Source organism: Klebsiella sp. MPUS7 (assembly GCF_009905335.1).
Taxonomy (GTDB): Bacteria; Pseudomonadota; Gammaproteobacteria; order Enterobacterales; family Enterobacteriaceae; genus Klebsiella; species Klebsiella grimontii.
This window is the reverse complement of record NZ_CP047604.1, coordinates 3,805,678-3,828,477: the sequence shown is the minus strand read 5'-3', so window position 1 is coordinate 3,828,477 and position 22,800 is coordinate 3,805,678. Positions and strand designations below refer to the sequence as shown.

Sequence of the window (22,800 nt, the reverse complement as noted above, 5' to 3'; positions counted from 1 at the left end):
AACTTTGCGCGGTTTTATTTAAATAAGAGATTTCATGCAGAATTATTCGCTTTCTGGCAAACGCCTCGGACGTCAGGCGCTGCTCTTTCCGTTGTGCCTGGTGTTATACGAGTTCTCCACCTATATCGGCAATGACATGATCCAGCCGGGCATGCTCTCGGTGGTGGCAGAATTTGGCGTGGGCAACGAGTGGGTGCCGACCTCAATGACCGCCTATCTGGCCGGCGGTATGTTTTTGCAGTGGCTGCTGGGGCCGCTTTCGGACCGCATCGGCCGTCGTCCGGTGATGCTGACCGGGGTAGTGTGGTTTATCGTAACCTGCCTGGCGACGCTGCTGGCGCAAACTATTGAGCAGTTCACGCTGCTGCGCTTTTTGCAGGGTATCAGCCTGTGCTTTATCGGCGCGGTCGGCTATGCGGCGATACAGGAGTCTTTTGAAGAGGCGGTGTGCATCAAGATCACCGCCCTGATGGCCAACGTCGCGCTGATTGCGCCGCTGCTCGGGCCGCTGGTGGGCGCGGCCTGGGTTCATCTCCTGCCGTGGGAGATGATGTTTGTCCTGTTTGCCGTGCTGGCCGCCATCGCCTTTTTCGGGCTACAGAAGGCGATGCCGGAAACCGCCACCCGCATGGGCGAGAAGCTATCGGTAAAAGAGCTGGGGCGTGATTATCGTGAAGTGCTGAAAAACCTGCGCTTTGTCGCCGGCGCGCTGGCCACCGGTTTTGTCAGCCTGCCGCTGCTGGCGTGGATTGCCCAATCGCCGGTGATCATCATCAGCGGCGAGCAGGCGACCAGCTACGAATATGGCCTGCTGCAGGTGCCGATTTTTGGCGCGCTGATTGCCGGGAACCTGGTGCTGGCGCGCCAGACTTCACGCAAAACGGTGCGCTCGCTGATTATTCTCGGCGGCTGGCCGATTATGATCGGCCTGCTGATCTCCGCCGTGGCGACGGTGGCGTCGACGCACGCGTATCTGTGGATGACCGCCGGGCTGAGCGTTTACGCCTTCGGGATTGGTCTCGCCAACGCCGGACTGGTGCGTCTGACGCTGTTTGCCAGCGAGATGAGTAAGGGGACGGTGTCGGCGGCGATGGGGATGCTGCAAATGCTGATCTTTACCGTGGGTATCGAAGTCAGTAAGCACGCCTATGAGTCTGGCGGTAGCGGGCTCTTCAGCTTGCTCAACCTGCTGAGCGGGGTGCTCTGGCTGGCGATGACGGTCTACTTCCTGAAGGATAAACGCGTGGGCAACGCCCACGAACCGCAGTAACTTTCAAATGCCCTGCTGCGACGTGACGCGCCGCAGCAGGCGCTACCTCAGGCGAACGGCGCTTCGCGATTCAGTACCTTATCAATAATATGCAGCACGCCTTCTTCGTTATTGTGCGGGGCACGGTAGCCGGCGACGGCCTTCACCGGCGCGGCGGCGTTGGCCATCGCGAAACCGAATCCGGCGTGCTGCAGCATTTCGATATCGTTGCCGCTATCGCCAAACGCCACCACTTCATGGTTCTTTATGCCCCAGCGTTCCTGCAGGATGCGCAGTCCGTTGGCTTTATGCACCCCGGGAATAATCAGGTCAATGCTACCGTAGCCGGTGGCGACCGCGGTCACCATATCGCCAAGCGCGGCGTGCAGCTTCGGCTGGATCTGCGGAATCAGCTGATCCGGCACGTTGAGACCGAACTTCAGAATTTCATCATCAGCAATATGATTAAAATCGTCGACCAGTTCGAGGCGATGATAGTACTTCGCCGCGACCGCTTTCAGCGCATCGTTATAGCGGTTGAGGGTATAAGCGCTGCGCTTACCGCAGGCGATAATTTCAATGTTGGTCAGCGTCAGAAGATGGTCGATGACGGTATTGAAATGTTCCTTCGGCATCCGGCAGTTAAACACATCCTCGCCGGCGCTGACCACCCAGCCGCCGTTTTCGGCGACAAAAGCGATTTCGTGCGCCACCTCAGGGAAGAAGGAGATGAGCTGGTAATACTGGTTGCCGCTGGCGACGACGAAGCGGATGCCCTGCTCGCGCATCCGCGCATACTGGGCGAGGAAACGCTGACGGTTATAGGTTTTGGCATCGCTCAGAAAGGTGCCGTCCATGTCTACCGCAATCAATTTGATGCTCATTAACTGTTCTCCATCACGGGTTCAGATTGTGGCTTCGCTACCGCGCGGGCGACGATGGCCGCGACCAGCACGAGTGCCAGCACTACCATCATGGCGCTGCGCAGGCCGAAGTGTTCGCCGAGAAAGCCCAGCAGCGGCGGCCCGACGAGGAAGGCGAGGTAGCCGGTAATCGCCACCACGCTGACGCGCTTCGGCGCATCGGGGCCGGTATCGCTGGCGGCGGAAATGGTCAGCGGGAAGCCCAGCGACGCGCCGAGGCCCCATAATAATACGGAGAGACCGGCGACCCACGGGTTGTCGACGAAAATAATGAGGCCAATGCCCAGCGCGCCCATTACCGCGCTGGCGCGTACCACCGTCACGCGGCTGTAGCGGTCAATAAACCAGCCGCCGGTAAAGCGGCCAAGGGTCATGCCGAGGGTGAAGCCTGCATAAATCAGCGAGCCGGAGGTCGGGCTGAAGCCATGGCCGTCCACCATCAGCAGCGGCAGCCAGTCGTTGGCGGAGCCTTCGGCAAAGGCCATGGCCAGCACGATCACCCCAATCAGCAGCAGCTGGGCATCGCGCCAGATCGGCAGGCCTTTGCCTTCATGGCGCGCCGCTTCCGCCGCATTTTTGCCGGTGCCTTCAGGAATCGCGCGAATGGCGATAGCGATGGGGGCGATAGCCACCAGCGCCGCCAGCAGAATGTGCGGCGCGGCGGGCAGGCCGAAGCCGGTTACCGCCATGCCAATCCCGGCGCCGACGAGCGTGCCGAAGCTGTAGAAACCATGCATCATCGGCAGGACGGTTTTATTCATTTCGCGTTCAACGGCGGCGCCTTCGACGTTAATCGCCACTTCCGCGGAGCCAAAGCTGGCGCCGAAGATGGCTAAGCCAATGGCAAACAGCACCGCCGACGTGAACCATAGCGCGGCGCTGAGCACCAGCATGCCAACCACCGCGCAGGACATGGTGGCGCGAATCACTTTACGGGTGCCGAATCGATTGACCAGCCACGCTGAGCAGAGGATGCCGCTCATTGAACCTATTGAGAGTCCAAATAATACAATCCCCATTTCCGCCGTCGATAGCGCGAGCAGATCGCGAATCGCCGGCGTGCGGGTGGCCCATGACGCCATGAGTAATCCGGGGATAAAAAAGAACATGAAGAGCGCCCACAGCCTTAGCTGAAGAGCCCTGCGTGAAGTTTGCGCTGTCATCCGTAAATGCCCGAGAGTGAAGAGATGCAGACAACAGTAGCAAGGTTGTGTACATTTGTACATCCAGGTTGCTTGCTGAGGAATGCTTTTTTATTGACCTCTATGATTCGATTCAGCCTGAGGCATATTAAATGAAAGAGGAAAAGAGTATGGCCCGTCGACCAAACGACCCGCAGCGTCGGGAGCGGATTTTGCAGGCGACGCTGGACACGATCGCGATACACGGCATTCATGCGGTTACGCACCGGAAAATCGCCACCTGCGCGGGCGTGCCGTTGGGTTCGCTGACCTACTATTTTAGCGGTATTGAGGCGCTGGTCGAAGAGGCGTTCAGCCTGTTTACCGGCCAGATGTCGGCGCAGTATCAGCAGTTTTTTGCCGATGTGCATAATCGCCGGGAGGCCTGTGACGCCATTGCCGAGCTGATTTTTAGCGCCCAGGTCACTACCGCGCGCAATATGGAGCTGATGTATCAGCTTTATGCTTTTTGCAGCAGCCAGCCGAATTTAAAAGCGGTCATGCAGAACTGGATGCTGCGCAGCCAGCAGACCCTTGAGCAGTGGTTTGAACCGGCAACGGCCCGCGGGCTGGACGCCTTTATCGAGGGGATGACGCTGCACTTCGTGACCGACAGAGCGCCGCTATCGAGAGAAGCGATTCGACTGATGGTAGACCGGCTGGCGGGAGAGTGAGCGGGGCGCAGAAAACAAAAAACCCATCAACCTTGAACCTAAGTGGCGGGGTTGATGGGCTCCACAAAATGGGGACATCAAAGAAAAGCAGTGGCACTACTTATGACTGACGCCAGCTAAAAAAGTTCTGCGTATACGCGTTTTTTTTCTGAAAAGTTTACTGTAGCCCCGGCCAGATGATAACAATCAGCGTACCTGCCAGGGTTAACAACACGTTAGCGATGGCGTAGGTCCCCGCGTATCCCAGCGCCGGAATATTGCTGCGCGCGGTATCGCTGATGATTTCCATCGCCGGCGCGCAGGTGCGGGCGCCCATCATGGCGCCGAAGAGCATCGCGCGGTTCATGCGCAGGACGTACGCGCCGAACAGGAAGCAGATAACCACCGGCACCAGGCTGACGATGAGGCCCGCCGCCAGCATCTGACCGCCGACGGCGCCGAGGCCGTTATTAATGCCGGCGCCGGCGCTGAGCCCCACGCCGGCCATAAATACCATCAGGCCGAACTCTTTCACCATATTCAGCGCCCCCTGCGGGATATAGCCGAACGTCGGATGGTTGGCGCGCAGGAAGCCGAGCATGATGCCGGCAAACAGCAGACCGGCGGCGTTACCGATGCCGAAGCTGAACGAGCTGAACTGGAAGGTGATCATGCCGATCATCAGGCCAACAATAAAGAAGGCGCAGAAGGCGAGCAGGTCGGTCACCTGGCTGTGGATGGAGATAAAGCCAATACGATCCGCGACGGTTTTGACGCGACGCGCATCGCCGCTAACCTGCAGCACATCGCCCTTGTTGAGCACAACGTTGTCGTCGATCGGCATTTCGATCTGGCTGCGGATAACGCGGTTTAAGAAGCAGCCGTGATCGGTAAGCTTCAGCTGCGCCAGGCGGCGGCCGACGGCGTTGTGGTTTTTGACCACGATCTCTTCGGTGACGATACGCATATCGAGCAGATCGCGGTCGAAGACCTCTTTGCCGTTACGGAAGCTTGGGTCGAGGCGGGCATGGGCATCCGGGTAACCCACCAGGGCGATATCATCGCCCATCTGCAGCACCGCATCGCCGTCCGGGTTCGCGAGAATGCCGTTGCGGCGGATGCGCTCAATGTAGCAGCCGGTCTGGCGGTAAATGCCCAGCTCGCGCAGGTTTTTACCATCAGCCCACGCCACCAGCTCCGGGCCGACGCGGTAGGCGCGGATCACCGGCAGGTACACCTTACGCCGGGAATCGGTGTCGAGGCCGCGCTCGCGGGCGATCTGCTGGGCGCTGGTCTGTAAATCCTGATGCTGCAGCTTCGGCATATAGCGGGCGCCGACGATCAGGCTGACCAGGCCAACCAGATAGGTCAGGGCATAGCCGAGGCTCAGATGATCGAGCGAAAGGGCTAACTGGTCGCTGGGCAGGCCGAAGTGGCGTAGCGTATCTCCGGCGCCCACCAGCACGGGGGTGGAGGTCATAGCGCCGGCGAGCATCCCGGCCGTCAGGCCGATATCCCAGCCGAATAGCTTACCCAGCCCCATGGCGATCAGCATCGCGCTGCCGACCATCACCAGAGCGAGCATCAGGTAATTTTTCCCATCGCGAAAAAAAATAGAAAAAAAGTTGGGTCCCGCCTCCACGCCGACGCAGAAAATAAACAGCATAAAGCCGAGATTGAGGGCGTCAGTGTTAATACTGAAATGCTGCTGCCCTAATAATAGGGAAACGACTAAAACGCCAATGGAATTACCAAGTTGTACCGACCCGAGACGCAGTTTCCCGAGGCAGAGTCCTAATGCTAGTACAACGAACAATAACAGGATGTAATTCCCGTTTAACAAATCTGCGACGTTTATATTCACGAAAGCCAACTTCTCATTTACTAGTAAGTTGTTGAAGGAAATGGTTATTTGGTCTAAGGTTGGTCCAGTGTTCGCGTTGTCCCGAACGCTATTCTGGCATCCCGTTATAACCAGCAAAATATAGTCGACAGTTTAATCCTTCCTGGAGGCTGCGGCTAGTAACAATCGTTTTTACATTGACGGGATCTTTTATTGGCATGGATTGCCAGAATCTTTATCTGACTGGGCGAAGTGGAAGTTGGTTAGAGGCAAAATCAGGAGGATGTCGTGAAATCTGAGCGTACCTGGGCCGGTATTATCTGTGGGTTCTTTCTATTTATTGTGGTTTGTTTGTCACTACTGTTACATATGAAAGGCGCCTTTCGGGCTACCGGTAACCCTGAGCTCGGGCTGCTATTCTTTTTGCTACCCGGTGCGGCGGCAAGCTGCCTCTCTCCCGGACAGCGGGTTATTCGCCCGCTTATCGGCGCGATGCTGGCTGCGCCAGTGTGTCTAGTGGTCATGCGGCTTTTCTTTGTGACCCAGCGTTCTTTCTGGCAGGAACTGGCGTGGTTGTTTAGCGCGGTGTTCTGGTGCGCGCTGGGCGCGCTGTGCTTTTTGTTTATTTGCGCCTGGCTTGATACCAGACGCAAGCCCTCGTCAGAGGAGTGAGCCGTCTCAGGCGAACAGGCCGAGATTCTCTTTCGCCCAGGCTTCAAAGTCAGTGCAGCCGCCAATGTGCTTCTGATCGACAAAAATCTGCGGCACGGTTTCTACCGGTTTACCCACGGTTTTTTCCAGATCGGCTTTGCTGATGCCTTCTGCGTGAATATCAATGTAGCGATAGTTAAAATCATCGCGCTCATTGCTCAGCTTTTCCGCCAGCTCTTTGGCGCGAACGCAATAGGGGCAGCCTGGACGACCAAAAATTACCGTAAACATAGTCTCTCTCCTTAAACCTCAGCCGGATGGCGAATGGCGGGTATCATGCCGCGTTATGTCGGCGAGGGAAAGAAGGTTCTGCCTTTTGCTTTGATGGCTTAAGGCTATGTTTGGTAAATATTCTGCTGATGAAACCGCTATACTGGCCTGATACGCGACCGGTTTTTGCCCGGGAGCGTGCATGATTTGGACCGGAGGAGCGTTATGCGATCGCCCGCTGCATTACCCACAAGTATTCTGGTAGTCGAGATTATCGGCATGGTGCTGTTGACCCTGGCCTGGCTCTCGCTCAACCAGTACGTCAGCCTGCCCGCGCCGTTTTCCAGCCCGACGGCGGCGCTGCTGATGATCTTCGCGGGGATCCTGCTGATGCTCCCGGCCGCCGTGGCGTTAATGTGGCGCGTGGCGCAAGTCATTGCCCCGCAGTTGACGCACACGAAAACCCCACCTTCCTCACTGCCTGACAGAGAAAAACGAGATGACGCCGACCATTGAGCTGCTGCGTAGCCACCGTTCTATTCGCCATTTTACCGACGCGCCGATAAGCGACGAACAGCGCGCCGCGATTATTGCCAGCGCGCAGGGCGCTTCCAGCTCCAGTTTTTTACAATGTTCCTCAATTATTCGCGTTACCGACCCGGAAATACGTCAACAGCTGGTCCCGCTGAGCGGCGGTCAGCAGCACGTGGCGCAGGCCGCGGAGTTTTGGGTATTCTGCGCTGATTTTAACCGCAATCTGCAAATCTGCCCGGACGCTCAGCTGGGCCTCGCCGAACAGCTGCTGCTGGGCTGCGTCGATACCGCTCTTCTGGCGCAGAATGCGCTGGTGGCGGCGGAATCCCTTGGCCTGGGCGGCGTCTATATCGGCGGCCTGCGCAACAATATCGATGCGGTGACCGAGCTGCTGAAGCTCCCGCAGCACGTGCTGCCGCTGTTTGGCCTGTGCCTTGGCTGGCCTGACGATAACCCGGAAGTGAAACCGCGCATGCCGTCGGCGATGCTGGTGCATGAAAATCACTATCAGCCGCTGGATGAAACGGTCCTTGCGGAATATGACGAGCAGTTGGCGCAGTATTATCTCTCACGCGGCAGCAACACGCGTCGCGATACCTGGAGCGACCATATCCGCCGGACTATCGTCAAAGAGAGCCGTCCATTTATTCTGGAATATCTGCATAAGCAGGGATGGGCTACGCGCTGATTGCGTGTAAACTGCCCCTGGTCTGACGTAAGGAAATTCCGCAGGTCAGCGCTCATTGACTACCAAAGGCCCGCCGGAGCGGGTCTTTTCGCAGAGGTGCAGGGTGAAAATTGCCATATTATCCCGGGATGGAACGCTTTATTCATGTCGACGCCTGCGCGAAGCCGCGCAAAAACGCGGTCATCAGGTGGAAATCCTCGATCCGCTTTCCTGCTATATGAACGTCAGTCCGGTGGCCTCATCCATTCACTACAAAGGCCGCCAGCTCCCGCATTTTGACGCCGTCATTCCGCGCATCGGCACGGCGATTACCTACTACGGCACCGCGGCGCTGCGTCAGTTTGAGCTGCTGGGCAGCTATCCGCTCAATGAGTCCGTCGCCATCACCCGCGCCCGCGACAAGCTGCGTTCGCTCCAGCTGCTGGCGCGTCAGGGAATCGACCTGCCGCTCACCGGCATTGCCCATTCGCCAGACGATACCAGCGACCTGATCGCGATGGTTGGCGGCGCGCCGCTGGTGGTAAAGCTGGTGGAGGGCACTCAGGGCATCGGCGTCGTGCTGGCCGAAACGCGGCAGGCGGCAGAGAGCGTCATTGACGCTTTTCGCGGTCTGAATGCGCATATTCTGGTGCAGGAGTATATCGCCGAGGCGAAAGGCCGGGACGTGCGCTGCCTGGTCGTGGGCAATGAGGTCGTGGCGGCGATTGAGCGGCGGGCGAAGGAGGGGGATTTTCGCTCTAACCTGCATCGCGGCGGCGTAGCGTCGGTGGCGTTTATCAGCGAGCAGGAGCGTGAAATGGCCATTAAGGCCGCGCAGACGCTCGGGCTGGACGTCGCTGGCGTTGATATTCTGCGCGCCACGCGCGGTCCTCTGGTGATGGAGGTTAATGCTTCTCCGGGGCTTGAAGGGATTGAAACCACCACCGGCGTCGATATCGCCGGCAAAATGATCGCCTGGATCGAACGACAAGCCACGCCCGGATTTTGTCTGAAAATGGGCGGATAGTTCCCTTTCACGACACCGTCATGGAATACGCCGCTTTTTTTGCGTAAGCTATGGCGTCGCATTTTTCACAGTAAGAGGTCACAGGTCATATGGATTCACTGGTCGTTCCGGGTCTTGATACATTACGTCAATGGCTCGACGAATTGGGCATCAGCTTTTTTGAGTGTGATTCCTGCCAGGCACTGCACCTGCCGCATATGCAAAATTTCGAAGGCATTTTTGATGCCAAACTTGACCTGGTGGATAACGTGGTGCTTTTCTCCGCGCTGGCTGAGGTCAAACCCTCCGCGCTGTTGCCGCTTTCCGCCGATCTTTCTGCGATTAACGCCAGTTCGTTGACGGTCAAAGCTTTCCTCGATATTCAGGACGATAATCTGCCGAAACTGGTGGTGTGTCAGGCATTGACCGTCGGCGTCGGCGTGACCCTCGACCAGTTCGCGTGGTTTTTCCGCCAGAGCGAAGAACAGATTTCTATGGTTATCCTTGAGGCCAGCGCCAATCAGGTGCTGTATAAGTCCGAGGAAGAAGAGCCGGCGGCTGAGAATATTCAGTACCATTTTCTTCACTAAGCCTGTCGAAAAATAGCGCAGCCACTGCCATGGCGGCTGCGTATTACGTGCTTTTATTCTGCTATTAACCTTCCTGTAAAGAATTTTTCACCGCCATTCTGCCGCTTTCGGCTTATCACATAGACCCTTATTGCATAAAAAATTGATAAAAGCCGTTTTTTTACCTGGGCTATAGCCTCTTATTCTGGCTACAGTTATTCTGACGCTGCTTCCAGTTGCGGGCAACCATTCCGGGAGAGGTCCTCTCTCCTTTTCTTAGGCAATGAAAAAATATGCATGATTATTGCATGCGAACAAGTGCGTATATTCAGCCCGCTTGTTAACGGGCATTGAGAAGGAATAAGAGATATGACCGCCTTTGGTAAAAAATGGTTAACAGGTCTGGTTACGGGTGCGCTGATGGCCGTCTCTGCCGGTTCGCTCGCAGCCGAACAAAAAACCCTGCATGTTTATAACTGGTCTGATTATATTGCGCCGGATACGGTGGCGAATTTTGAAAAAGAGACCGGCATTAAAGTGGTGTATGACGTCTTTGACTCCAACGAAGTGCTGGAGGGTAAGCTCATGGCGGGCAGCACCGGTTTTGACCTGGTGGTGCCGTCGGCGAGTTTCCTTGAGCGCCAGCTGGCGGCAGGGGTTTTCCAGCCGCTGGATAAGAGCAAACTTCCCAACTGGAAAAATCTCGATCCGGAAGTGCTGAAGCTGGTGGCGAAGCACGACCCGGACAATAAATACGCGATCCCGTACCTGTGGGCGACCACCGGTATTGGCTATAACATCGATAAAGTGAAAGCCGTACTGGGTAAAGACGCGCCGCTGGACAGCTGGGATCTGGTGATGAAGCCGGAGAACCTGGAGAAACTGAAAAGCTGCGGCGTCTCCTTCCTTGATGCCCCGGAAGAGATTTTCGCCACCGTGCTGAACTACCTCGGCAAAGATCCTAACAGCAGTAAAGCCGACGATTACACCGGCCCGGCGACCGACCTGCTGCTGAAGCTGCGGCCGAATATTCGTTATTTCCACTCCTCGCAGTACATCAATGACCTGGCGAATGGCGATATCTGCGTCGCTATCGGCTGGGCGGGCGACGTATGGCAGGCGGCGAACCGGGCGAAAGAAGCGAAGAACGGCGTTAATGTCTCCTACTTTATTCCGAAAGAGGGGGCGCTGGCGTTCTTTGACGTCTTCGCGATGCCTGCAGATGCGAAAAACAAAGATGAGGCTTATCAGTTCCTCAACTACCTGATGCGCCCGGATGTTATCGCCCACATCAGCGATCATGTCTATTACGCTAACGGCAATAAAGCCTCTCTCCCGCTGGTCAGCGAAGAGATCCGCAATAACCCGGCCATTTATCCGCCGGCTGACGTCTTCGCCAAGCTGTTCACGCTGAAAGTACAGGATCCGAAAATCGACCGCGTGCGTACTCGCGCCTGGACGAAGGTGAAAAGCGGTAAGTAATTCTCCGTGAGTTGTAGGCCGGCGATGCCTCGCGCTGCCGGCAACAGGCGCACCGCGATGGTGCGCCTGCACCATGATTTGATTTCTGCCGGAGAACACCCCGTGAATGATGTGATTCCTCGCCCGCAGGCGAAAACCCCCAAAGCGCTGACCCCGCTGCTGGAAATCCGTAATTTAACCAAGTCGTTCGACGGTCAGCACGCCGTCGACGACGTCAACCTCACTATTTATAAAGGCGAAATTTTCGCTCTGCTGGGCGCTTCCGGCTGCGGCAAGTCAACCCTGCTGCGTATGCTGGCGGGTTTTGAACAGCCCACCGCCGGACAGATTGTCCTGGATGGCGTCGATCTGGCGCGGGTGCCGCCGTATCAGCGGCCGATTAATATGATGTTTCAGTCCTACGCGCTGTTTCCCCATATGACGGTGGAGCAGAATATCGCCTTTGGCCTCAAGCAGGACAAATTGCCCAAGGCCGAAATCACCAGCCGGGTGCAGGAGATGCTGGCGCTGGTGCATATGCAGGAGTTTGCAAAGCGTAAACCGCATCAGCTCTCCGGCGGCCAGCGTCAGCGCGTGGCCCTGGCCCGCAGTCTGGCGAAAAGACCGAAACTGCTGCTGCTTGATGAGCCGATGGGGGCGCTGGATAAAAAGCTGCGCGATCGGATGCAGCTCGAAGTCGTCGATATTCTTGAGCGCGTCGGCGTCACCTGCGTGATGGTGACCCACGATCAGGAAGAGGCGATGACCATGGCGGGGCGTATCGCCATTATGAACCGCGGCAAGTTCGTGCAAATCGGCGAGCCGGAGGAAATTTACGAACACCCGACCACCCGCTACAGCGCGGAGTTTATTGGCTCGGTCAATGTCTTTGAAGGGCTGGTGAAAGAGCGTCAGGAAGATGGCCTGGTGCTGGACTCTCCGGGCCTGACCCATCCGCTGAAGGTCGATCCCGATGCCTCCGTCGTCGATAACGTCCCGGTGTGGGTGGCCCTGCGCCCGGAAAAAATCATGCTCTGCGAGGACCCGCCCGCGGATGGCTATAACTTCGCGGTGGGCGAGGTTATCTATATAGCCTATCTCGGCGACCTGTCTATCTACCATGTGCGCCTGAAAAGCGGGCAGATGCTGAGCGCTCAGCTGCAGAACGAACATCGTTACCGTAAGGGGGCGCCAACCTGGGGTGATGAGGTGCGTTTGTGCTGGGATGCCGATAGCTGCGTCGTGTTGACGGTGTAAGGAGAGGGCGATGAGTACATTAGAACCCCCGTCAGGCGTAAAAAAACCGGGCGGTTTTGCGCTATGGCTGGCGCGACTGCAGATGGCCCACGGGCGCAAGTTGGTTATTGCGCTGCCCTACGTGTGGCTGATCCTGCTGTTCCTGCTGCCGTTCCTGATTGTTTTTAAAATCAGCCTGGCGGAGATGGCGCGGGCGATCCCGCCGTACACCGACCTGCTGGAGTGGGCCGACGGTCAGCTCACGTTAACGCTGAATCTCGGGAATTTCCTGCAGCTCACCGACGATCCGCTCTATTTTGAAGCCTATCTGCAGTCGCTTCAGGTGGCGGCGATCTCGACGTTCTGCTGCCTGCTGTTGGGGTATCCGCTGGCGTGGGCGGTAGCGCACAGTAAGCCATCGACGCGAAATATCCTGCTGCTGCTGGTGATCCTGCCGTCATGGACCTCGTTTCTGATCCGCGTCTACGCCTGGATGGGGCTGCTGAAAAGCAACGGCGTGCTCAATAACTTCCTGCTGTGGCTGGGGATCATCGACCAGCCGCTGGAGATCCTGCACACCAACCTGGCGGTCTATATCGGTATTGTTTACGCCTATCTGCCGTTTATGGTGCTGCCGATCTATACCGCCCTCACGCGTATTGATTACTCGCTGGTGGAGGCGTCGCTGGATCTGGGCGCCCGACCGCTGAAGACTTTCTTCCAGGTGATCGTTCCGCTCACCAAAGGCGGGATTATTGCCGGGTCGATGCTGGTGTTTATTCCGGCGGTCGGGGAGTTCGTTATCCCGGAACTGCTGGGCGGCCCGGACAGCATTATGATTGGCCGCGTGCTGTGGCAGGAGTTCTTCAATAACCGCGACTGGCCGGTCGCGTCGGCGGTGGCGATCGTGATGCTGTTGCTGCTGATCGTGCCGATCATGTGGTTCCACAAGCATCAGCAAAAACAGGTGGGGGAACACGGATGAATAATTTGCCGGTAGTCCGTTCGCCGTGGCGAATTTTAATTCTGCTGCTCGGCTTTACCTTCTTGTATGCGCCGATGCTGATGCTGGTGATTTACTCGTTCAACAGCTCAAAGCTGGTGACGGTATGGGCCGGGTGGTCGACGCGCTGGTATCGCGAGCTGTTTCATGACGATGCGATGATGAGCGCGGTAGGCTTAAGTCTGACCATTGCCGCCTGCGCCGCGACGGCGGCGGTGATCCTCGGTACCATTGCCGCGGTGGTAATGGTGCGTTTTGGCCGCTTCCGCGGTTCAAACGGCTTTGCTTTTATGATCACCGCGCCGCTGGTGATGCCCGATGTGATTACCGGCCTGTCGCTGCTGCTGCTGTTTGTGGCGCTGGGGCATTCCATTGGCTGGCCGTCGGATCGCGGCATGCTGACCATCTGGCTGGCGCACGTCACCTTCTGTACCGCGTACGTCGCGGTGGTTATTTCATCGCGCCTGCGTGAGCTTGACCACTCCATTGAAGAGGCGGCGATGGATCTGGGGGCCGCGCCGCTGAAGGTCTTTTTCGTCATTACGCTGCCGATGATTATGCCGGCGGTGGTCTCCGGTTGGCTGCTGGCCTTTACGCTGTCGCTCGACGACCTTGTCATAGCCAGCTTTGTTTCCGGACCGGGGGCGACAACGCTACCGATGCTGGTCTTCTCCAGCGTGCGCATGGGGGTCAACCCTGAGATTAACGCCCTGGCGACGTTAATCCTTGGCGTGGTTGGAATTGTTGGTTTTATCGCCTGGTATTTGATGGCCCGCGCGGAAAAGCAGCGGGTACGCGATATCCAGCGTGCAAGAACCGGCTGAACCACCTAAAATCTGCAATAGAGTTAACATCGGCGCCGCACTTGAGGCGCCGTTTTCATGGAAGACTTTACGTTGGGATTGTTTACTAATACGCGTTCTTCTCATGCACGTCTTAACGTTCCTGCGCTGGTGCAGGTGGCGGCCTTCGCCATTATTTTAGTCCGCGGTCTGGATTTGCTGATGATCCTCAACCAGCTTGGCGTTCAGGGAATGGTGGATTTTGTCCATCGCAGCGTGCAGACGTGGGCGCTCACCCTGGTGTTCCTCTCAAGCCTGGTGCTGGTGTTTATTGAAATCTGGTGCGCTTTTTCGCTGGTAAAAGGGCGCAACTGGGCGCGTTGGCTATTCTTGTTGACGCAGATTATCGTGATTGGCTACCTGTGGGCCGCGTCATTGGGCTACGGTTACCCCGAGCTGTTTAGCATTGCCGGGGAATCGAAGCGCGAAATCTTTCGCTCCCTGGTGCTGCAAAAACTACCGGATCTGCTGGTGCTGGCGATGCTGTTTGTGCCGGCCCCGTGCCGACGCTTTTTCCGTTTACAGTAACGGTGATACAATCCCCGCCCCTGTTTTTATGAAGGTCTTGTTATGCATTGCGCACTTTATGACGCGGGTCGCTGCCGCTCCTGCCAGTGGCTGGAACTGCCGATATCCCAACAGCTCGCCGATAAAATGGCCGATCTGCGCGCGCTTTTGGCCGATGCGCCCGTCGCTGAGTGGTGCGCACCGGCTTGCGGCCCGGAGAGTGGGTTTCGCAACAAAGCCAAAATGGTGGTCAGCGGTAGCGTTGAGCGCCCGCTGCTCGGGATGCTGCACCGTGATGGCGCTCCGGAAGACCTGACCGATTGCCCGCTTTATCCGCAAAGCTTCGCGCCGGTTTTCGCTGCGCTTAAGCCGTTTATCGCCCGCGCCGGGCTCACGCCCTATCATGTCGCCCGCAGGCGCGGAGAGCTGAAGTACATTCTGCTGACCGAAAGCCGGCTCGACGGCGGTATGATGCTGCGCTTTGTCCTGCGCTCGGAGACCAAGCTTACCCAGCTGCGCGCCGCGCTGCCGGCGCTGCAGGCGTTGCTGCCGCAGTTGAAAGTCATTACCGCCAATATTCAGCCGGTGCATATGGCTATCATGGAGGGGCCGCAGGAAATTTTCCTTACCGACCAGCAGGCGCTGGCGGAAAATTTCAACGGCGTACCGCTGTGGATCCGCCCGCAGAGCTTCTTTCAGACTAACCCGACGGTCGCCAGCCGGCTGTATGCCACCGCTCGCGACTGGGTGCGCCAGCTGCCGGTCAACCATATGTGGGATCTGTTCTGCGGCGTCGGCGGCTTTGGTCTGCACTGCGCTTCGCCTGAGATGCGCCTGACCGGGATCGAAATCGCCCCGGAAGCCATCGCCTGCGCGAAGCAGTCGGCGGCAGAGCTCGGCCTGCATAACCTGCATTTCCAGGCGCTTGATTCCACGCAGTTTGCCACCGGCGAAGGCGAGATCCCGGATCTGGTGCTGGTGAATCCGCCGCGTCGCGGCATCGGCGACGAGCTATGCGCGTATTTAAGCCGTATGGCGCCGGAGTTTATTATCTATTCCAGCTGCAACGCCCGAACGATGGCGAAAGATATCGCTCGCCTGAGCGGTTATCGTATTGAGCGCGTCCAGCTGTTCGATATGTTCCCCCACACCGCCCATTATGAGGTGTTGACCCTGCTGGTTCGCGAAGTATAAACAAAATGTGAACTCTTCAGGCGGTGAAGATCGGGTAAGCTTGGCTAATCAGAACGTAAGAATAGCGGAGTGCTGCCGGTGGCAAAAAAAATCCTGTTGGTTGAAGATGATGAAGATATCGCCGCGCTGCTGCGCCTGAATCTGCTGGATGAGGGTTATCAGATTGTCCACGTGGCGGACGGGGCGCAGGCCCTGAGTTTGCTGGAAAAAGAGCTTTGGGATGCGGTGATCCTCGACCTGATGCTGCCGGGCGTCGACGGTCTGGAAATTTGTCGCCGCATTCGTCAGCAAACCCGCTATCTGCCGGTGATTATTATCAGCGCCCGCGCCAGCGAAACCCAACGGGTGCAGGGGCTGGAGATGGGAGCGGATGATTACCTGGCCAAACCGTTTTCGATTCTCGAACTGACCGCCCGGGTTAAGGCGGTGTTCCGTCGTCAGGAGGCTATGGGGCAAAATCTGCTGATGGATGCCGGGCGTATTGCCAGCCATGGTTTAAGCATTGACCCCTTATCGCGCGACGTTAAGCTGCGCGGCGAGACGGTGGATCTGACGCCGCGCGAGTTCGACCTGCTCTACTACTTTGCCCGCCATCCGGGGGAGGTCTTTTCCCGCCTTGAGCTGCTCGATCGGGTGTGGGGCTATCAGCACGACGGCTATGAGCATACGGTCAATACCCATATCAACCGCCTGCGCACCAAAATTGAGCGCGACCCGGCGGAGCCGGACATCATTCTGACCGTCTGGGGAAAAGGCTATAAGTTTGCCGTGGAGCGCAAAGAGGCGCAGCCATGATCCGCCGTCTCAGCCTCAGCCAGCGCCTGGCGCTGGTGTTTACCTCACTGCTGCTGCTCTGCGCCATAGCCGTTTGCCTGATCCAGCTGTACAGCAGCGCGCAGTACGGTAATGTGATGGTCCAGCGTCTCTCCGCCGGGCTGGCGCAGCAGATCGCCGCCCGCGAGCCGCTGCTGGACGCTCAGGGGCAGGTTGACCGCCAGATGCTGAAACCGCTTTTTGACCGGCTGATGACCTTTAATCCCAGCGTGGAGCTGTATCTGCTTTCGCCCGACGGCGAGCTGCTGGCCGACGCCGCGCCGCCGGGGCATATTAAGCGCCAGCGCATCGATCTGGCGCCGGTGCAAACGTTCCTGTCCGGCGGCGCCTGGCCGGTGTACGGCGACGATCCGCGCAGCCTTGATAAGCAAAAGGTGTTTAGCGTGGCGCCGCTGCGCCAGGACGGCCAGCTGCGCGGCTATCTCTACATTATCCTGCAAGGCGAAACCTTTAATGAGCTGGCGGCGAGCGCCTGGCAGAAAACCTTGTGGAGCCTGCTGCTGTGGACTCTGCTGCTGGTGGCCGGTCTCGGCGGGCTGGCGGGCTGGCTGGCCTGGTTCTGGGTAACGCGCCCGGTGCGTCAGCTCACCGCGCTGGTGGCAACCGACAGCCAGGACAGTATTCATGCGATCAAGGCGCTGGCGGCGCAAACCCCGGAGGCAAACCCCGGAAATGAAGTGGCCGTGCTGCACAATCGCTTTATTGAGCTGGCTCGCCAGATTGCCAGCCAGTGGGACCGTCTGGCCGATAGCGATCGTCAGCGGCGGGAATTTGTCGCCAACATCTCCCACGATTTACGCACGCCGCTTACCTCTTTGCTGGGATATCTGGAAACGTTAAGCCTGAAGGCCGATCGCCTGACGATGGAGGAGAACAAGCAGTATCTGAATATCGCCCTGCGCCAGGGCAACAAAGTCCGCCATCTGTCTCAGCAGCTGTTTGAGCTGGCTCGCCTGGAGCACGGCGGGATTAAGCCGCAGCCGGAAACATTTGTGTTGGCCGAGCTGGTACAGGATGTGGCGCAAAAATTCGACCTGCCAATCGCGACGCGCAATATCGGTCTACGGCTGGAGCTGGCCACTGGGTTACCGCCGATAACCGCGGATCTCTCGATGATTGAGCGGGTGCTGACTAATCTGCTCGATAACGCCATTCGTCATACCCCGGAAGGCGGGCTTATCCGTCTGGCGGCGCGTCGCTCGGGACCGGAGTTTATCGTCGAGGTGGCCGACAGCGGGCCGGGCATTGGCAGCGAGCTGCGGGCAACGCTATTCGAGCGGCCTTCGGTGCTGGCGCCTGGCGCGCAAAGCGCATCACGAGGGGGACTGGGGTTGATGATTGTGCGACGGATGCTGCAGCTGCACGGCGGCGATATTCGCCTGCTTGACGCGCCGGCAGGGGCCTGTTTCCAGTTTACCCTGCCGGTGTAAGGTTGCGGATTAGCCGATCGGGCTACCGGTTTACCGCCGTCTGCTAATCGGTCGCCCGGGTAAGGCGTTTAAGCCGCAACCCGGGGACTGCGCCGGGATTGAGGCTTTGTTGCGGCTGTTTCCCGGGCCGCGCTGCGCTTGCCCGGGCTACGGGGCCACGGCTGTCTGCGGGCCGGTAGCCCGGACAGGCGCGTCAAGCGCCGCCTCCGGGAAATGCTTACTCCGGGAACCACTGCTGGCTGATTTTATCGTAGGTACCGTCAGCTTTAATCGCCTTCAGCGCGGCGTTCAGTTTTTCCAGCAGCGCTTTGTTATCCGGGCGTACCGCAATGCCGAGGCCGGTGCCGAAGTACTGCGCGTCGGTCACTTTCGGCGTCGCCGCGCCCAGCTGCGGGTTGGTTTTCAGCCACTCGTTGACCACGGCGGTATCGCCAAACACCCCGTCAATACGGCCATTTTTCAGGTCGATAAACGCATTCTGGTAGCTATCGTAAGCCACGGTTTTCACCTCAGGATGTTTATCCTGCAGGTATTTCTGGTGCGTGGTGCCGTTTTCCATCCCGATGCGTTTGCCTTTCAGATCGTCAAAAGAGTGGAAGGCATCTTTCTTCGAGATAACCAGCGCGGAGTTAGCGTAGTACGGGTCGGTGAACGCCACCTGCTTGCTGCGCTCCGGGGTAATATCCATGCCGGAAATGACCGCATCATATTTCTTGAATTTGAGCGCCGGGATCAGGCTGTCGAAAGCATGGTTGGTAAAAGTACACTCGGCCTGCATCTGTTTGCACAGCGCGTTCGCCAGGTCGATGTCGAAACCGGCGATTTGGTTATTGGCGTCCATGGATTCAAACGGTGGGTAAGTTGCAGAAACGCCAAAGCTGATTTTTTCTGCGGCAGCGGCGCCAAAGGCGAAAGAGCTAAGCAGTGCGGCCAGAACTAACTTTTTCATTGTGGAACTCCCGTCGGTCAATCTTATGATGTTGTGCCGTGTTTGCGGCTGGGTCTAACAATGCCACCAAATGAATTTATATTCAATAAAGATGGATAGTTATTTTTATTAGGTTAAAAAAAGACGGATAATTCAGTGAAGTTATCCGTCTTGGTCTGGCTAGTTATGCGATTTTAATTCCGTCGCTCAAACGCCAGCGCTTTATGTTCAATCAGGCGCATCAGCAGCGTCAGCAGGCCGTTGACCACCAGGTAGACAATACCGGCGGCGCCGAACACCATCACGTCATAGGTGCGGCCATAGAGCAGCTGGCTGTGACCCATCACTTCCATCAGGGTAATGGTGTAGGCCAGAGACGTACTCTTGAACACCAGCACCACTTCGTTGGAGTAGGAGGAGAGGGCGCGTTTAAAGGCGTACGGCAGCAGGATCGCCAGGGTATCTTTCTTGCTCATCCCCAGCGCGCCGCAGGATTGCCACTGGCCGTCCGGGATGGCGCGAATGGCGCCATGAAACAGCTGCGTGGTATAGGCGGCGCTATTAAGAGAAAGGGCGATCAGCGCGCAGAGCCAGGGCTCGGAAATCAGATGCCAGAGTACCGGATACTCCTGCAGCGACGGGAACTGTCCCGGGCCGTAGTAAATCAGGAAGATCTGCACCAGCAGCGGCGTGCCGGTAAACAGCGTGATATAGCCGCGCACGATCCACACCAGCACCGGCGTTTTTAGCGTCAGGATAATGGTAAAGATCAGCGACAGAATCAGCGCCACGACGATAGAGGCCGCCGTCAGCGTCAGGCTGGTATGCAGCCCTTTTAGCAGTTCAGGTAAGTAATCAAGCATCAGCCCGGTCTCCGTTCGAAGCGCGTCGCACGCTGGTCAATACGTTTCAGGATGTACTGACTCAACAGGGTGATGACCAGATAGATTGCCGCCGCGATGATGTACCAGTTAAACGGCTCCTGGGTACGAGTGGCGATGCTTTTGGTTTGCAGCATCAGGTCGTTGACGCTGATCAGGCTCACCAGCGCGGTATCCTTCAGCAGCACCAGCCACTGGTTACCGAGACCCGGCAGCGCGTGACGCCACATTTGCGGCATCACTAAGCGAAAGAAAATAGCGGCTTTCGATAGTCCCAGCGCCTGGCCGGATTCCCATTGCCCTTGCGGAACGGCCTTTAGCGCTCCGCGCAGGGTCTGCGATGCGTAAGCGGCATACAGCAGAGAAAGCGCGATAGCTCCGCAGAGGAACGGGCTGACGTCGAAGTTTTCAATCTGCATCTGTACCGGGATCTGCACAAAGCCGAGATTGATCGTAAAGCCGTCAGAGAGGGTCAGCAGCAGCTGTGAGGAACCAAAATAGATAAACAGAACCACCAGAATTTCCGGTAGTCCGCGTAAAAGGGTGACAATGCCGGTTGCGAGCCAGGCGATCGGACGCAGCTTCACCGACTCGAGGACGGCAAACAGCATCGCCAGCACCAGGCCGATGATCAGGGCGCAAACGGCAAGGCCGACGGTCATCCCGGCGGCGCTTGCTAATGGAAAAAATTCGTTCATTCAGCGTTACTTCTGGAACCATTTGTTATAGATAGACTGGTAAGTCCCATCGCTTTTTACTTTTTCCAGCGCAGCGTTAAATTTCTGCTGCAGTTCGGTATTGCCCTGACGTAGCGCAATGCCGAGACCGGTGCCGAAATAGTCTTTATCGGTAACCTTGTCGCCCACTGCGGCCAGCTTCGGATTGCTCTTCAGCCATTCGGTCACTACGGCGGTATCGCCGAATACCGCGTCAATACGGCCGTTCTGCAGGTCCAGCTTCGCATTCTGGTAGCTGTCGTAAGGAACGGTAGTGATTTCCGGGTGTTTGTCGGTGATGAATTTCTGGTGAGTGGTGCCGTTCTGCACGCCGACTTTTTTGCCTTTCAGGGCATCAATGCTGGTGAATTTACCCTGCTGGCCGACGAACAGCGCGGAATTCTCATAGTACGGGGTGGTGAACAGCACCTGCTTTTCACGCTCAGGAGTGATGTCCATCCCGGCCATGACCGCGTCGAAACGACGGAACTTCAGGCTGGGGATCAGGCTATCGAAGGCCTGGTTGGTAAAGGTGCAGGTCGCATCAATCTCTTTACACAGGGCGTTCGCCAGATCGACGTCAAAGCCGACAATTTTGTTATTGGCATCGATCGATTCAAATGGAGGGTAGGAGGCCTCGGTGGCGAAACGAATGGTCTGGGCTGCGGTAGCGGAGAGGCTCATGCCCGCAAGAAGAGCGGCAATCAGTACTTTTTTCATCGTCATTTCCCCGAAAACATCAATGTGAAAGATAGTTTTTAAACGCGTCGGTCTGCGGATGCGCGAAGCAGCCGGCATCACCTTGTTCAACGATATGGCCATTTTCCATATAGACCACGCGGCTGGCTGTTTTGCGCGCCACTTCCACTTCGTGGGTGACGATAACCTGCGTAATGCCGGTTTCAGCCAGTTCGCGGATAATACTGACGATCTGGGCAGTGATTTCTGGATCGAGCGCCGCCGTGGGTTCATCAAAGAGCAGAACCTGCGGTTCCATCATCAGGGCGCGGGCAATGGCCACGCGCTGCTGCTGGCCGCCGGAAAGATGCAGCGGGTAGCGATCGCTATAGGGTTTCAGGCGCAGACGTTCGAGCAGCTTTTCCGCGCGGTCTAACGCCCGATCTTTGCTTAAACCGAGTACGCGGCAGGGGGCTTCAATCAGATTTTGCTGCACGGTCAGATGCGGCCACAGATTATACTGTTGGAAAACCATACCCACGTTCTGGCGCAGCTCGCGAATGGCTTTGTCAGAAGGCGCTTTGGTAAAGTCGAAATGGTTTCCGGCGATATGCAACGTACCGGAACGCGGCATCTCCAGCAGATTGAGGACGCGCAGCAGCGAGCTTTTACCGGCACCGCTTGGGCCGAGCAGCACCAGCGTTTCCCCCTGCGGGCAATCCAGCGTGATGTCGAACAGCGCCTGGTGCGCGCCGTAGAAGCAATTAATGCCGTTTAATTTAATGCTCATCTGGGCAGTCTGATACAAATAGCAATTGAGGCCGCAAATAGTACCTTTGGCAGAATAGTTATGCAATATTTATGCGTTAAAAGTTAAATGTAAACCATGTTTACATTTAAAGTTAGCACAAAATATGGCTTCGTGAAGGCGGGAGAAGTCAATGTCGGCATTACCAGCGGAAATGCCGACATTTTACCGGGGTTATTTCATTCGGCCTGAGCGGCCTGGCGCCCGGATTAGCGTTTTTCGAGACTCTGACGCAGGGTGCCCGCCGGCGCATGGGCGTTGTTGCCGAGATAACGCACGTCATCCACGGCCCAGCACTGGCCTTCCTGAATCATCAATACTTCGTCCTTCCAGCTTTGGGTGCCCTGTTTCAGCTCCACGCGCAGCGGAATGTTGCGCGCGTCGCGATTAGGAATGGTCGAGGCGCTGGCGACATCGGCGCTGTCGGCTGGCGTTGTGCTGCTGGAGAACAGGTTTGACTGCAGCAGGGCGTTGTTAGACGGGTCCTGACGCGCGTCGTTCAGCAGTTTTGCCAGACCGTCGCTCAGGTACGGACGCAGCGCCGTTAAATCGCTGTTGCGGTGCTGTACCTGATAGTCATAAAACTTCTGCGCCACGTCATCCGGGCCGCCTTCGATGCAGGGGCCGCTGCGGGTGCCGTTATCTTTGTAGGCAGGCGTGACGGTTGTACAGGCGCTGAGCGCCAGCGCGCAGGGGAGGACTAATGCAAGAACTTTGTAGCGCATGATGATTTCCT

Annotated in this window: 25 protein-coding genes; 15 read left to right on the top strand and 10 right to left on the bottom strand. The window is 57.4% G+C overall.

Annotated elements, in window-relative coordinates; genetic code table 11:
• The first annotated feature begins 34 nt into the window (after window positions 1-34).
• Window positions 35-1,270, top strand: coding sequence for an MFS transporter (locus GUC22_RS17840; RefSeq protein ID WP_024360107.1), 1,236 nt, complete (start codon window positions 35-37; stop codon window positions 1,268-1,270).
• A 47-nt stretch (window positions 1,271-1,317) separates the two neighbouring features.
• On the opposite strand, the gene GUC22_RS17835 is transcribed toward GUC22_RS17840, so the two are convergent.
• Together GUC22_RS17835 and GUC22_RS17830 are read right to left on the bottom strand one after the other, a co-directional pair.
• Window positions 1,318-2,133: a Cof-type HAD-IIB family hydrolase gene (locus tag GUC22_RS17835; RefSeq protein WP_004135118.1), complete on the bottom strand. Its 816-nt coding sequence runs from the start codon at window positions 2,131-2,133 to the stop codon at window positions 1,318-1,320.
• A complete protein-coding gene (locus GUC22_RS17830; protein ID WP_004135117.1) occupies window positions 2,133-3,335 on the bottom strand; it encodes an MFS transporter in 1,203 nt (400 codons plus the stop codon). The genes GUC22_RS17835 and GUC22_RS17830 overlap by 1 nt, the downstream gene beginning before the upstream one ends.
• Before the next feature lie 149 nt (window positions 3,336-3,484).
• Here GUC22_RS17830 and GUC22_RS17825 point away from each other — a divergent pair, with 149 nt between their 5' ends.
• Window positions 3,485-4,027: a TetR/AcrR family transcriptional regulator gene (locus GUC22_RS17825; RefSeq protein ID WP_004130826.1), complete on the top strand. Its 543-nt coding sequence runs from the start codon at window positions 3,485-3,487 to the stop codon at window positions 4,025-4,027.
• A 157-nt stretch (window positions 4,028-4,184) separates the two neighbouring features.
• Here the strand turns inward: GUC22_RS17825 and GUC22_RS17820 are convergent, their stop codons facing one another.
• Window positions 4,185-5,870, bottom strand: a complete 1,686-nt coding sequence (locus GUC22_RS17820; protein WP_004134610.1) for an aspartate:alanine antiporter — start codon at window positions 5,868-5,870, stop codon at window positions 4,185-4,187.
• A gap of 267 nt (window positions 5,871-6,137) precedes the next feature.
• On the opposite strand from GUC22_RS17820, the gene ybjM reads away from it, so the two are divergent.
• A complete protein-coding gene (gene ybjM / locus GUC22_RS17815; RefSeq protein WP_004134606.1) occupies window positions 6,138-6,521 on the top strand; it encodes an inner membrane protein YbjM in 384 nt (127 codons plus the stop codon).
• Window positions 6,522-6,527: 6 nt separating this feature from the next.
• On the opposite strand, the gene GUC22_RS17810 is transcribed toward ybjM, so the two are convergent.
• Window positions 6,528-6,791: a GrxA family glutaredoxin gene (locus tag GUC22_RS17810; protein ID WP_004100567.1), complete on the bottom strand. Its 264-nt coding sequence runs from the start codon at window positions 6,789-6,791 to the stop codon at window positions 6,528-6,530.
• 204 nt (window positions 6,792-6,995) lie between these two features.
• Here GUC22_RS17810 and GUC22_RS17805 point away from each other — a divergent pair, with 204 nt between their 5' ends.
• The 12 genes from GUC22_RS17805 (at window position 6,996) to GUC22_RS17750 (ending at window position 18,053) form a co-directional block, all read left to right on the top strand.
• Window positions 6,996-7,286: a YbjC family protein gene (locus GUC22_RS17805; protein ID WP_004134601.1), complete on the top strand. Its 291-nt coding sequence runs from the start codon at window positions 6,996-6,998 to the stop codon at window positions 7,284-7,286.
• Window positions 7,270-7,992 carry a nitroreductase NfsA gene (gene nfsA / locus GUC22_RS17800; RefSeq protein ID WP_004134599.1) on the top strand — a complete coding sequence of 241 codons (723 nt, stop codon included), beginning with the start codon at window positions 7,270-7,272 and terminating at the stop codon, window positions 7,990-7,992. The genes GUC22_RS17805 and nfsA overlap by 17 nt, the downstream gene beginning before the upstream one ends.
• 103 nt (window positions 7,993-8,095) lie before the next feature.
• Window positions 8,096-8,998 carry a 30S ribosomal protein S6--L-glutamate ligase gene (gene rimK, locus GUC22_RS17795; RefSeq protein ID WP_004134597.1) on the top strand — a complete coding sequence of 301 codons (903 nt, stop codon included), beginning with the start codon at window positions 8,096-8,098 and terminating at the stop codon, window positions 8,996-8,998.
• Between the two features lie 89 nt (window positions 8,999-9,087).
• Window positions 9,088-9,567, top strand: a complete 480-nt coding sequence (locus GUC22_RS17790; RefSeq protein ID WP_004130838.1) for a YbjN domain-containing protein — start codon at window positions 9,088-9,090, stop codon at window positions 9,565-9,567.
• 348 nt (window positions 9,568-9,915) lie between these two features.
• The gene (gene potF / locus GUC22_RS17785; protein WP_004134594.1) at window positions 9,916-11,028 is read left to right on the top strand and encodes a spermidine/putrescine ABC transporter substrate-binding protein PotF; all 1,113 of its coding nucleotides are present in this window, start codon (window positions 9,916-9,918) and stop codon (window positions 11,026-11,028) included.
• A gap of 102 nt (window positions 11,029-11,130) precedes the next feature.
• Entirely contained in the window at window positions 11,131-12,264 is a 1,134-nt protein-coding gene (gene potG / locus GUC22_RS17780) for a putrescine ABC transporter ATP-binding subunit PotG (RefSeq protein WP_004134592.1), read from the top strand.
• A 10-nt stretch (window positions 12,265-12,274) separates the two neighbouring features.
• On the top strand, window positions 12,275-13,228 hold the full coding sequence (gene potH / locus GUC22_RS17775; protein ID WP_004134590.1) for a putrescine ABC transporter permease PotH: 954 nt from the start codon (window positions 12,275-12,277) through the stop codon (window positions 13,226-13,228).
• Entirely contained in the window at window positions 13,225-14,070 is an 846-nt protein-coding gene (gene potI / locus GUC22_RS17770) for a putrescine ABC transporter permease PotI (RefSeq protein ID WP_024360104.1), read from the top strand. Before potH ends, potI begins: the two co-directional genes overlap by 4 nt.
• A 57-nt stretch (window positions 14,071-14,127) precedes the next feature.
• On the top strand, window positions 14,128-14,616 hold the full coding sequence (locus GUC22_RS17765; protein WP_160183674.1) for a YbjO family protein: 489 nt from the start codon (window positions 14,128-14,130) through the stop codon (window positions 14,614-14,616).
• 42 nt (window positions 14,617-14,658) lie between these two features.
• Window positions 14,659-15,789, top strand: coding sequence for a 23S rRNA (uracil(747)-C(5))-methyltransferase RlmC (gene rlmC / locus GUC22_RS17760; protein WP_098140529.1), 1,131 nt, complete (start codon window positions 14,659-14,661; stop codon window positions 15,787-15,789).
• A 78-nt stretch (window positions 15,790-15,867) separates the two neighbouring features.
• Window positions 15,868-16,584 (top strand): response regulator transcription factor, encoded by a 717-nt coding sequence (locus GUC22_RS17755; protein WP_004134579.1) that lies wholly within the window; start codon window positions 15,868-15,870, stop codon window positions 16,582-16,584.
• On the top strand, window positions 16,581-18,053 hold the full coding sequence (locus GUC22_RS17750) for an ATP-binding protein (RefSeq protein WP_024360102.1): 1,473 nt from the start codon (window positions 16,581-16,583) through the stop codon (window positions 18,051-18,053). The genes GUC22_RS17755 and GUC22_RS17750 overlap by 4 nt, the downstream gene beginning before the upstream one ends.
• 217 nt (window positions 18,054-18,270) lie before the next feature.
• Here the strand turns inward: GUC22_RS17750 and artJ are convergent, their stop codons facing one another.
• From artJ to GUC22_RS17720, 6 genes are all read right to left on the bottom strand, one after another.
• Entirely contained in the window at window positions 18,271-19,002 is a 732-nt protein-coding gene (gene artJ / locus GUC22_RS17745; RefSeq protein WP_160183673.1) for an arginine ABC transporter substrate-binding protein ArtJ, read from the bottom strand.
• A 173-nt stretch (window positions 19,003-19,175) separates the two neighbouring features.
• Window positions 19,176-19,844: an arginine ABC transporter permease ArtM gene (gene artM, locus GUC22_RS17740; protein WP_004130864.1), complete on the bottom strand. Its 669-nt coding sequence runs from the start codon at window positions 19,842-19,844 to the stop codon at window positions 19,176-19,178.
• Window positions 19,844-20,560, bottom strand: a complete 717-nt coding sequence (artQ, locus tag GUC22_RS17735; RefSeq protein ID WP_049090041.1) for an arginine ABC transporter permease ArtQ — start codon at window positions 20,558-20,560, stop codon at window positions 19,844-19,846. The genes artM and artQ overlap by 1 nt, the downstream gene beginning before the upstream one ends.
• 6 nt (window positions 20,561-20,566) lie before the next feature.
• The gene (gene artI / locus GUC22_RS17730; RefSeq protein WP_004130868.1) at window positions 20,567-21,298 is read right to left on the bottom strand and encodes an arginine ABC transporter substrate-binding protein ArtI; all 732 of its coding nucleotides are present in this window, start codon (window positions 21,296-21,298) and stop codon (window positions 20,567-20,569) included.
• A 19-nt stretch (window positions 21,299-21,317) separates the two neighbouring features.
• Window positions 21,318-22,046: an arginine ABC transporter ATP-binding protein ArtP gene (artP, locus tag GUC22_RS17725; protein ID WP_024360099.1), complete on the bottom strand. Its 729-nt coding sequence runs from the start codon at window positions 22,044-22,046 to the stop codon at window positions 21,318-21,320.
• Window positions 22,047-22,273: 227 nt separating this feature from the next.
• On the bottom strand, window positions 22,274-22,789 hold the full coding sequence (locus tag GUC22_RS17720; RefSeq protein ID WP_004849391.1) for a lipoprotein: 516 nt from the start codon (window positions 22,787-22,789) through the stop codon (window positions 22,274-22,276).
• Window positions 22,790-22,800: the final 11 nt, after the last annotated feature.

What these genes read in the sequence shown, in the direction of transcription:
- artQ (WP_049090041.1), bottom strand. Translation starts at nt 20,560, where the DNA reads ATGAACGAATTTTTTCCATTAGCAAGCGCCGCCGGGATGACCGTCGGC.
- GUC22_RS17805 (WP_004134601.1), top strand. Translation starts at nt 6,996, where the DNA reads ATGCGATCGCCCGCTGCATTACCCACAAGTATTCTGGTAGTCGAGATT.
- GUC22_RS17830 (WP_004135117.1), bottom strand. Translation starts at nt 3,335, where the DNA reads ATGACAGCGCAAACTTCACGCAGGGCTCTTCAGCTAAGGCTGTGGGCG.
- nfsA (WP_004134599.1), top strand. Translation starts at nt 7,270, where the DNA reads ATGACGCCGACCATTGAGCTGCTGCGTAGCCACCGTTCTATTCGCCAT.
- artI (WP_004130868.1), bottom strand. Translation starts at nt 21,298, where the DNA reads ATGAAAAAAGTACTGATTGCCGCTCTTCTTGCGGGCATGAGCCTCTCC.
- artM (WP_004130864.1), bottom strand. Translation starts at nt 19,844, where the DNA reads ATGCTTGATTACTTACCTGAACTGCTAAAAGGGCTGCATACCAGCCTG.
- GUC22_RS17720 (WP_004849391.1), bottom strand. Translation starts at nt 22,789, where the DNA reads ATGCGCTACAAAGTTCTTGCATTAGTCCTCCCCTGCGCGCTGGCGCTC.
- potI (WP_024360104.1), top strand. Translation starts at nt 13,225, where the DNA reads ATGAATAATTTGCCGGTAGTCCGTTCGCCGTGGCGAATTTTAATTCTG.
- GUC22_RS17835 (WP_004135118.1), bottom strand. Translation starts at nt 2,133, where the DNA reads ATGAGCATCAAATTGATTGCGGTAGACATGGACGGCACCTTTCTGAGC.
- potF (WP_004134594.1), top strand. Translation starts at nt 9,916, where the DNA reads ATGACCGCCTTTGGTAAAAAATGGTTAACAGGTCTGGTTACGGGTGCG.
- GUC22_RS17840 (WP_024360107.1), top strand. Translation starts at nt 35, where the DNA reads ATGCAGAATTATTCGCTTTCTGGCAAACGCCTCGGACGTCAGGCGCTG.
- potH (WP_004134590.1), top strand. Translation starts at nt 12,275, where the DNA reads ATGAGTACATTAGAACCCCCGTCAGGCGTAAAAAAACCGGGCGGTTTT.
- GUC22_RS17825 (WP_004130826.1), top strand. Translation starts at nt 3,485, where the DNA reads ATGGCCCGTCGACCAAACGACCCGCAGCGTCGGGAGCGGATTTTGCAG.
- GUC22_RS17810 (WP_004100567.1), bottom strand. Translation starts at nt 6,791, where the DNA reads ATGTTTACGGTAATTTTTGGTCGTCCAGGCTGCCCCTATTGCGTTCGC.
- artP (WP_024360099.1), bottom strand. Translation starts at nt 22,046, where the DNA reads ATGAGCATTAAATTAAACGGCATTAATTGCTTCTACGGCGCGCACCAG.
- GUC22_RS17750 (WP_024360102.1), top strand. Translation starts at nt 16,581, where the DNA reads ATGATCCGCCGTCTCAGCCTCAGCCAGCGCCTGGCGCTGGTGTTTACC.
- artJ (WP_160183673.1), bottom strand. Translation starts at nt 19,002, where the DNA reads ATGAAAAAGTTAGTTCTGGCCGCACTGCTTAGCTCTTTCGCCTTTGGC.
- rlmC (WP_098140529.1), top strand. Translation starts at nt 14,659, where the DNA reads ATGCATTGCGCACTTTATGACGCGGGTCGCTGCCGCTCCTGCCAGTGG.
- GUC22_RS17765 (WP_160183674.1), top strand. Translation starts at nt 14,128, where the DNA reads ATGGAAGACTTTACGTTGGGATTGTTTACTAATACGCGTTCTTCTCAT.
- GUC22_RS17790 (WP_004130838.1), top strand. Translation starts at nt 9,088, where the DNA reads ATGGATTCACTGGTCGTTCCGGGTCTTGATACATTACGTCAATGGCTC.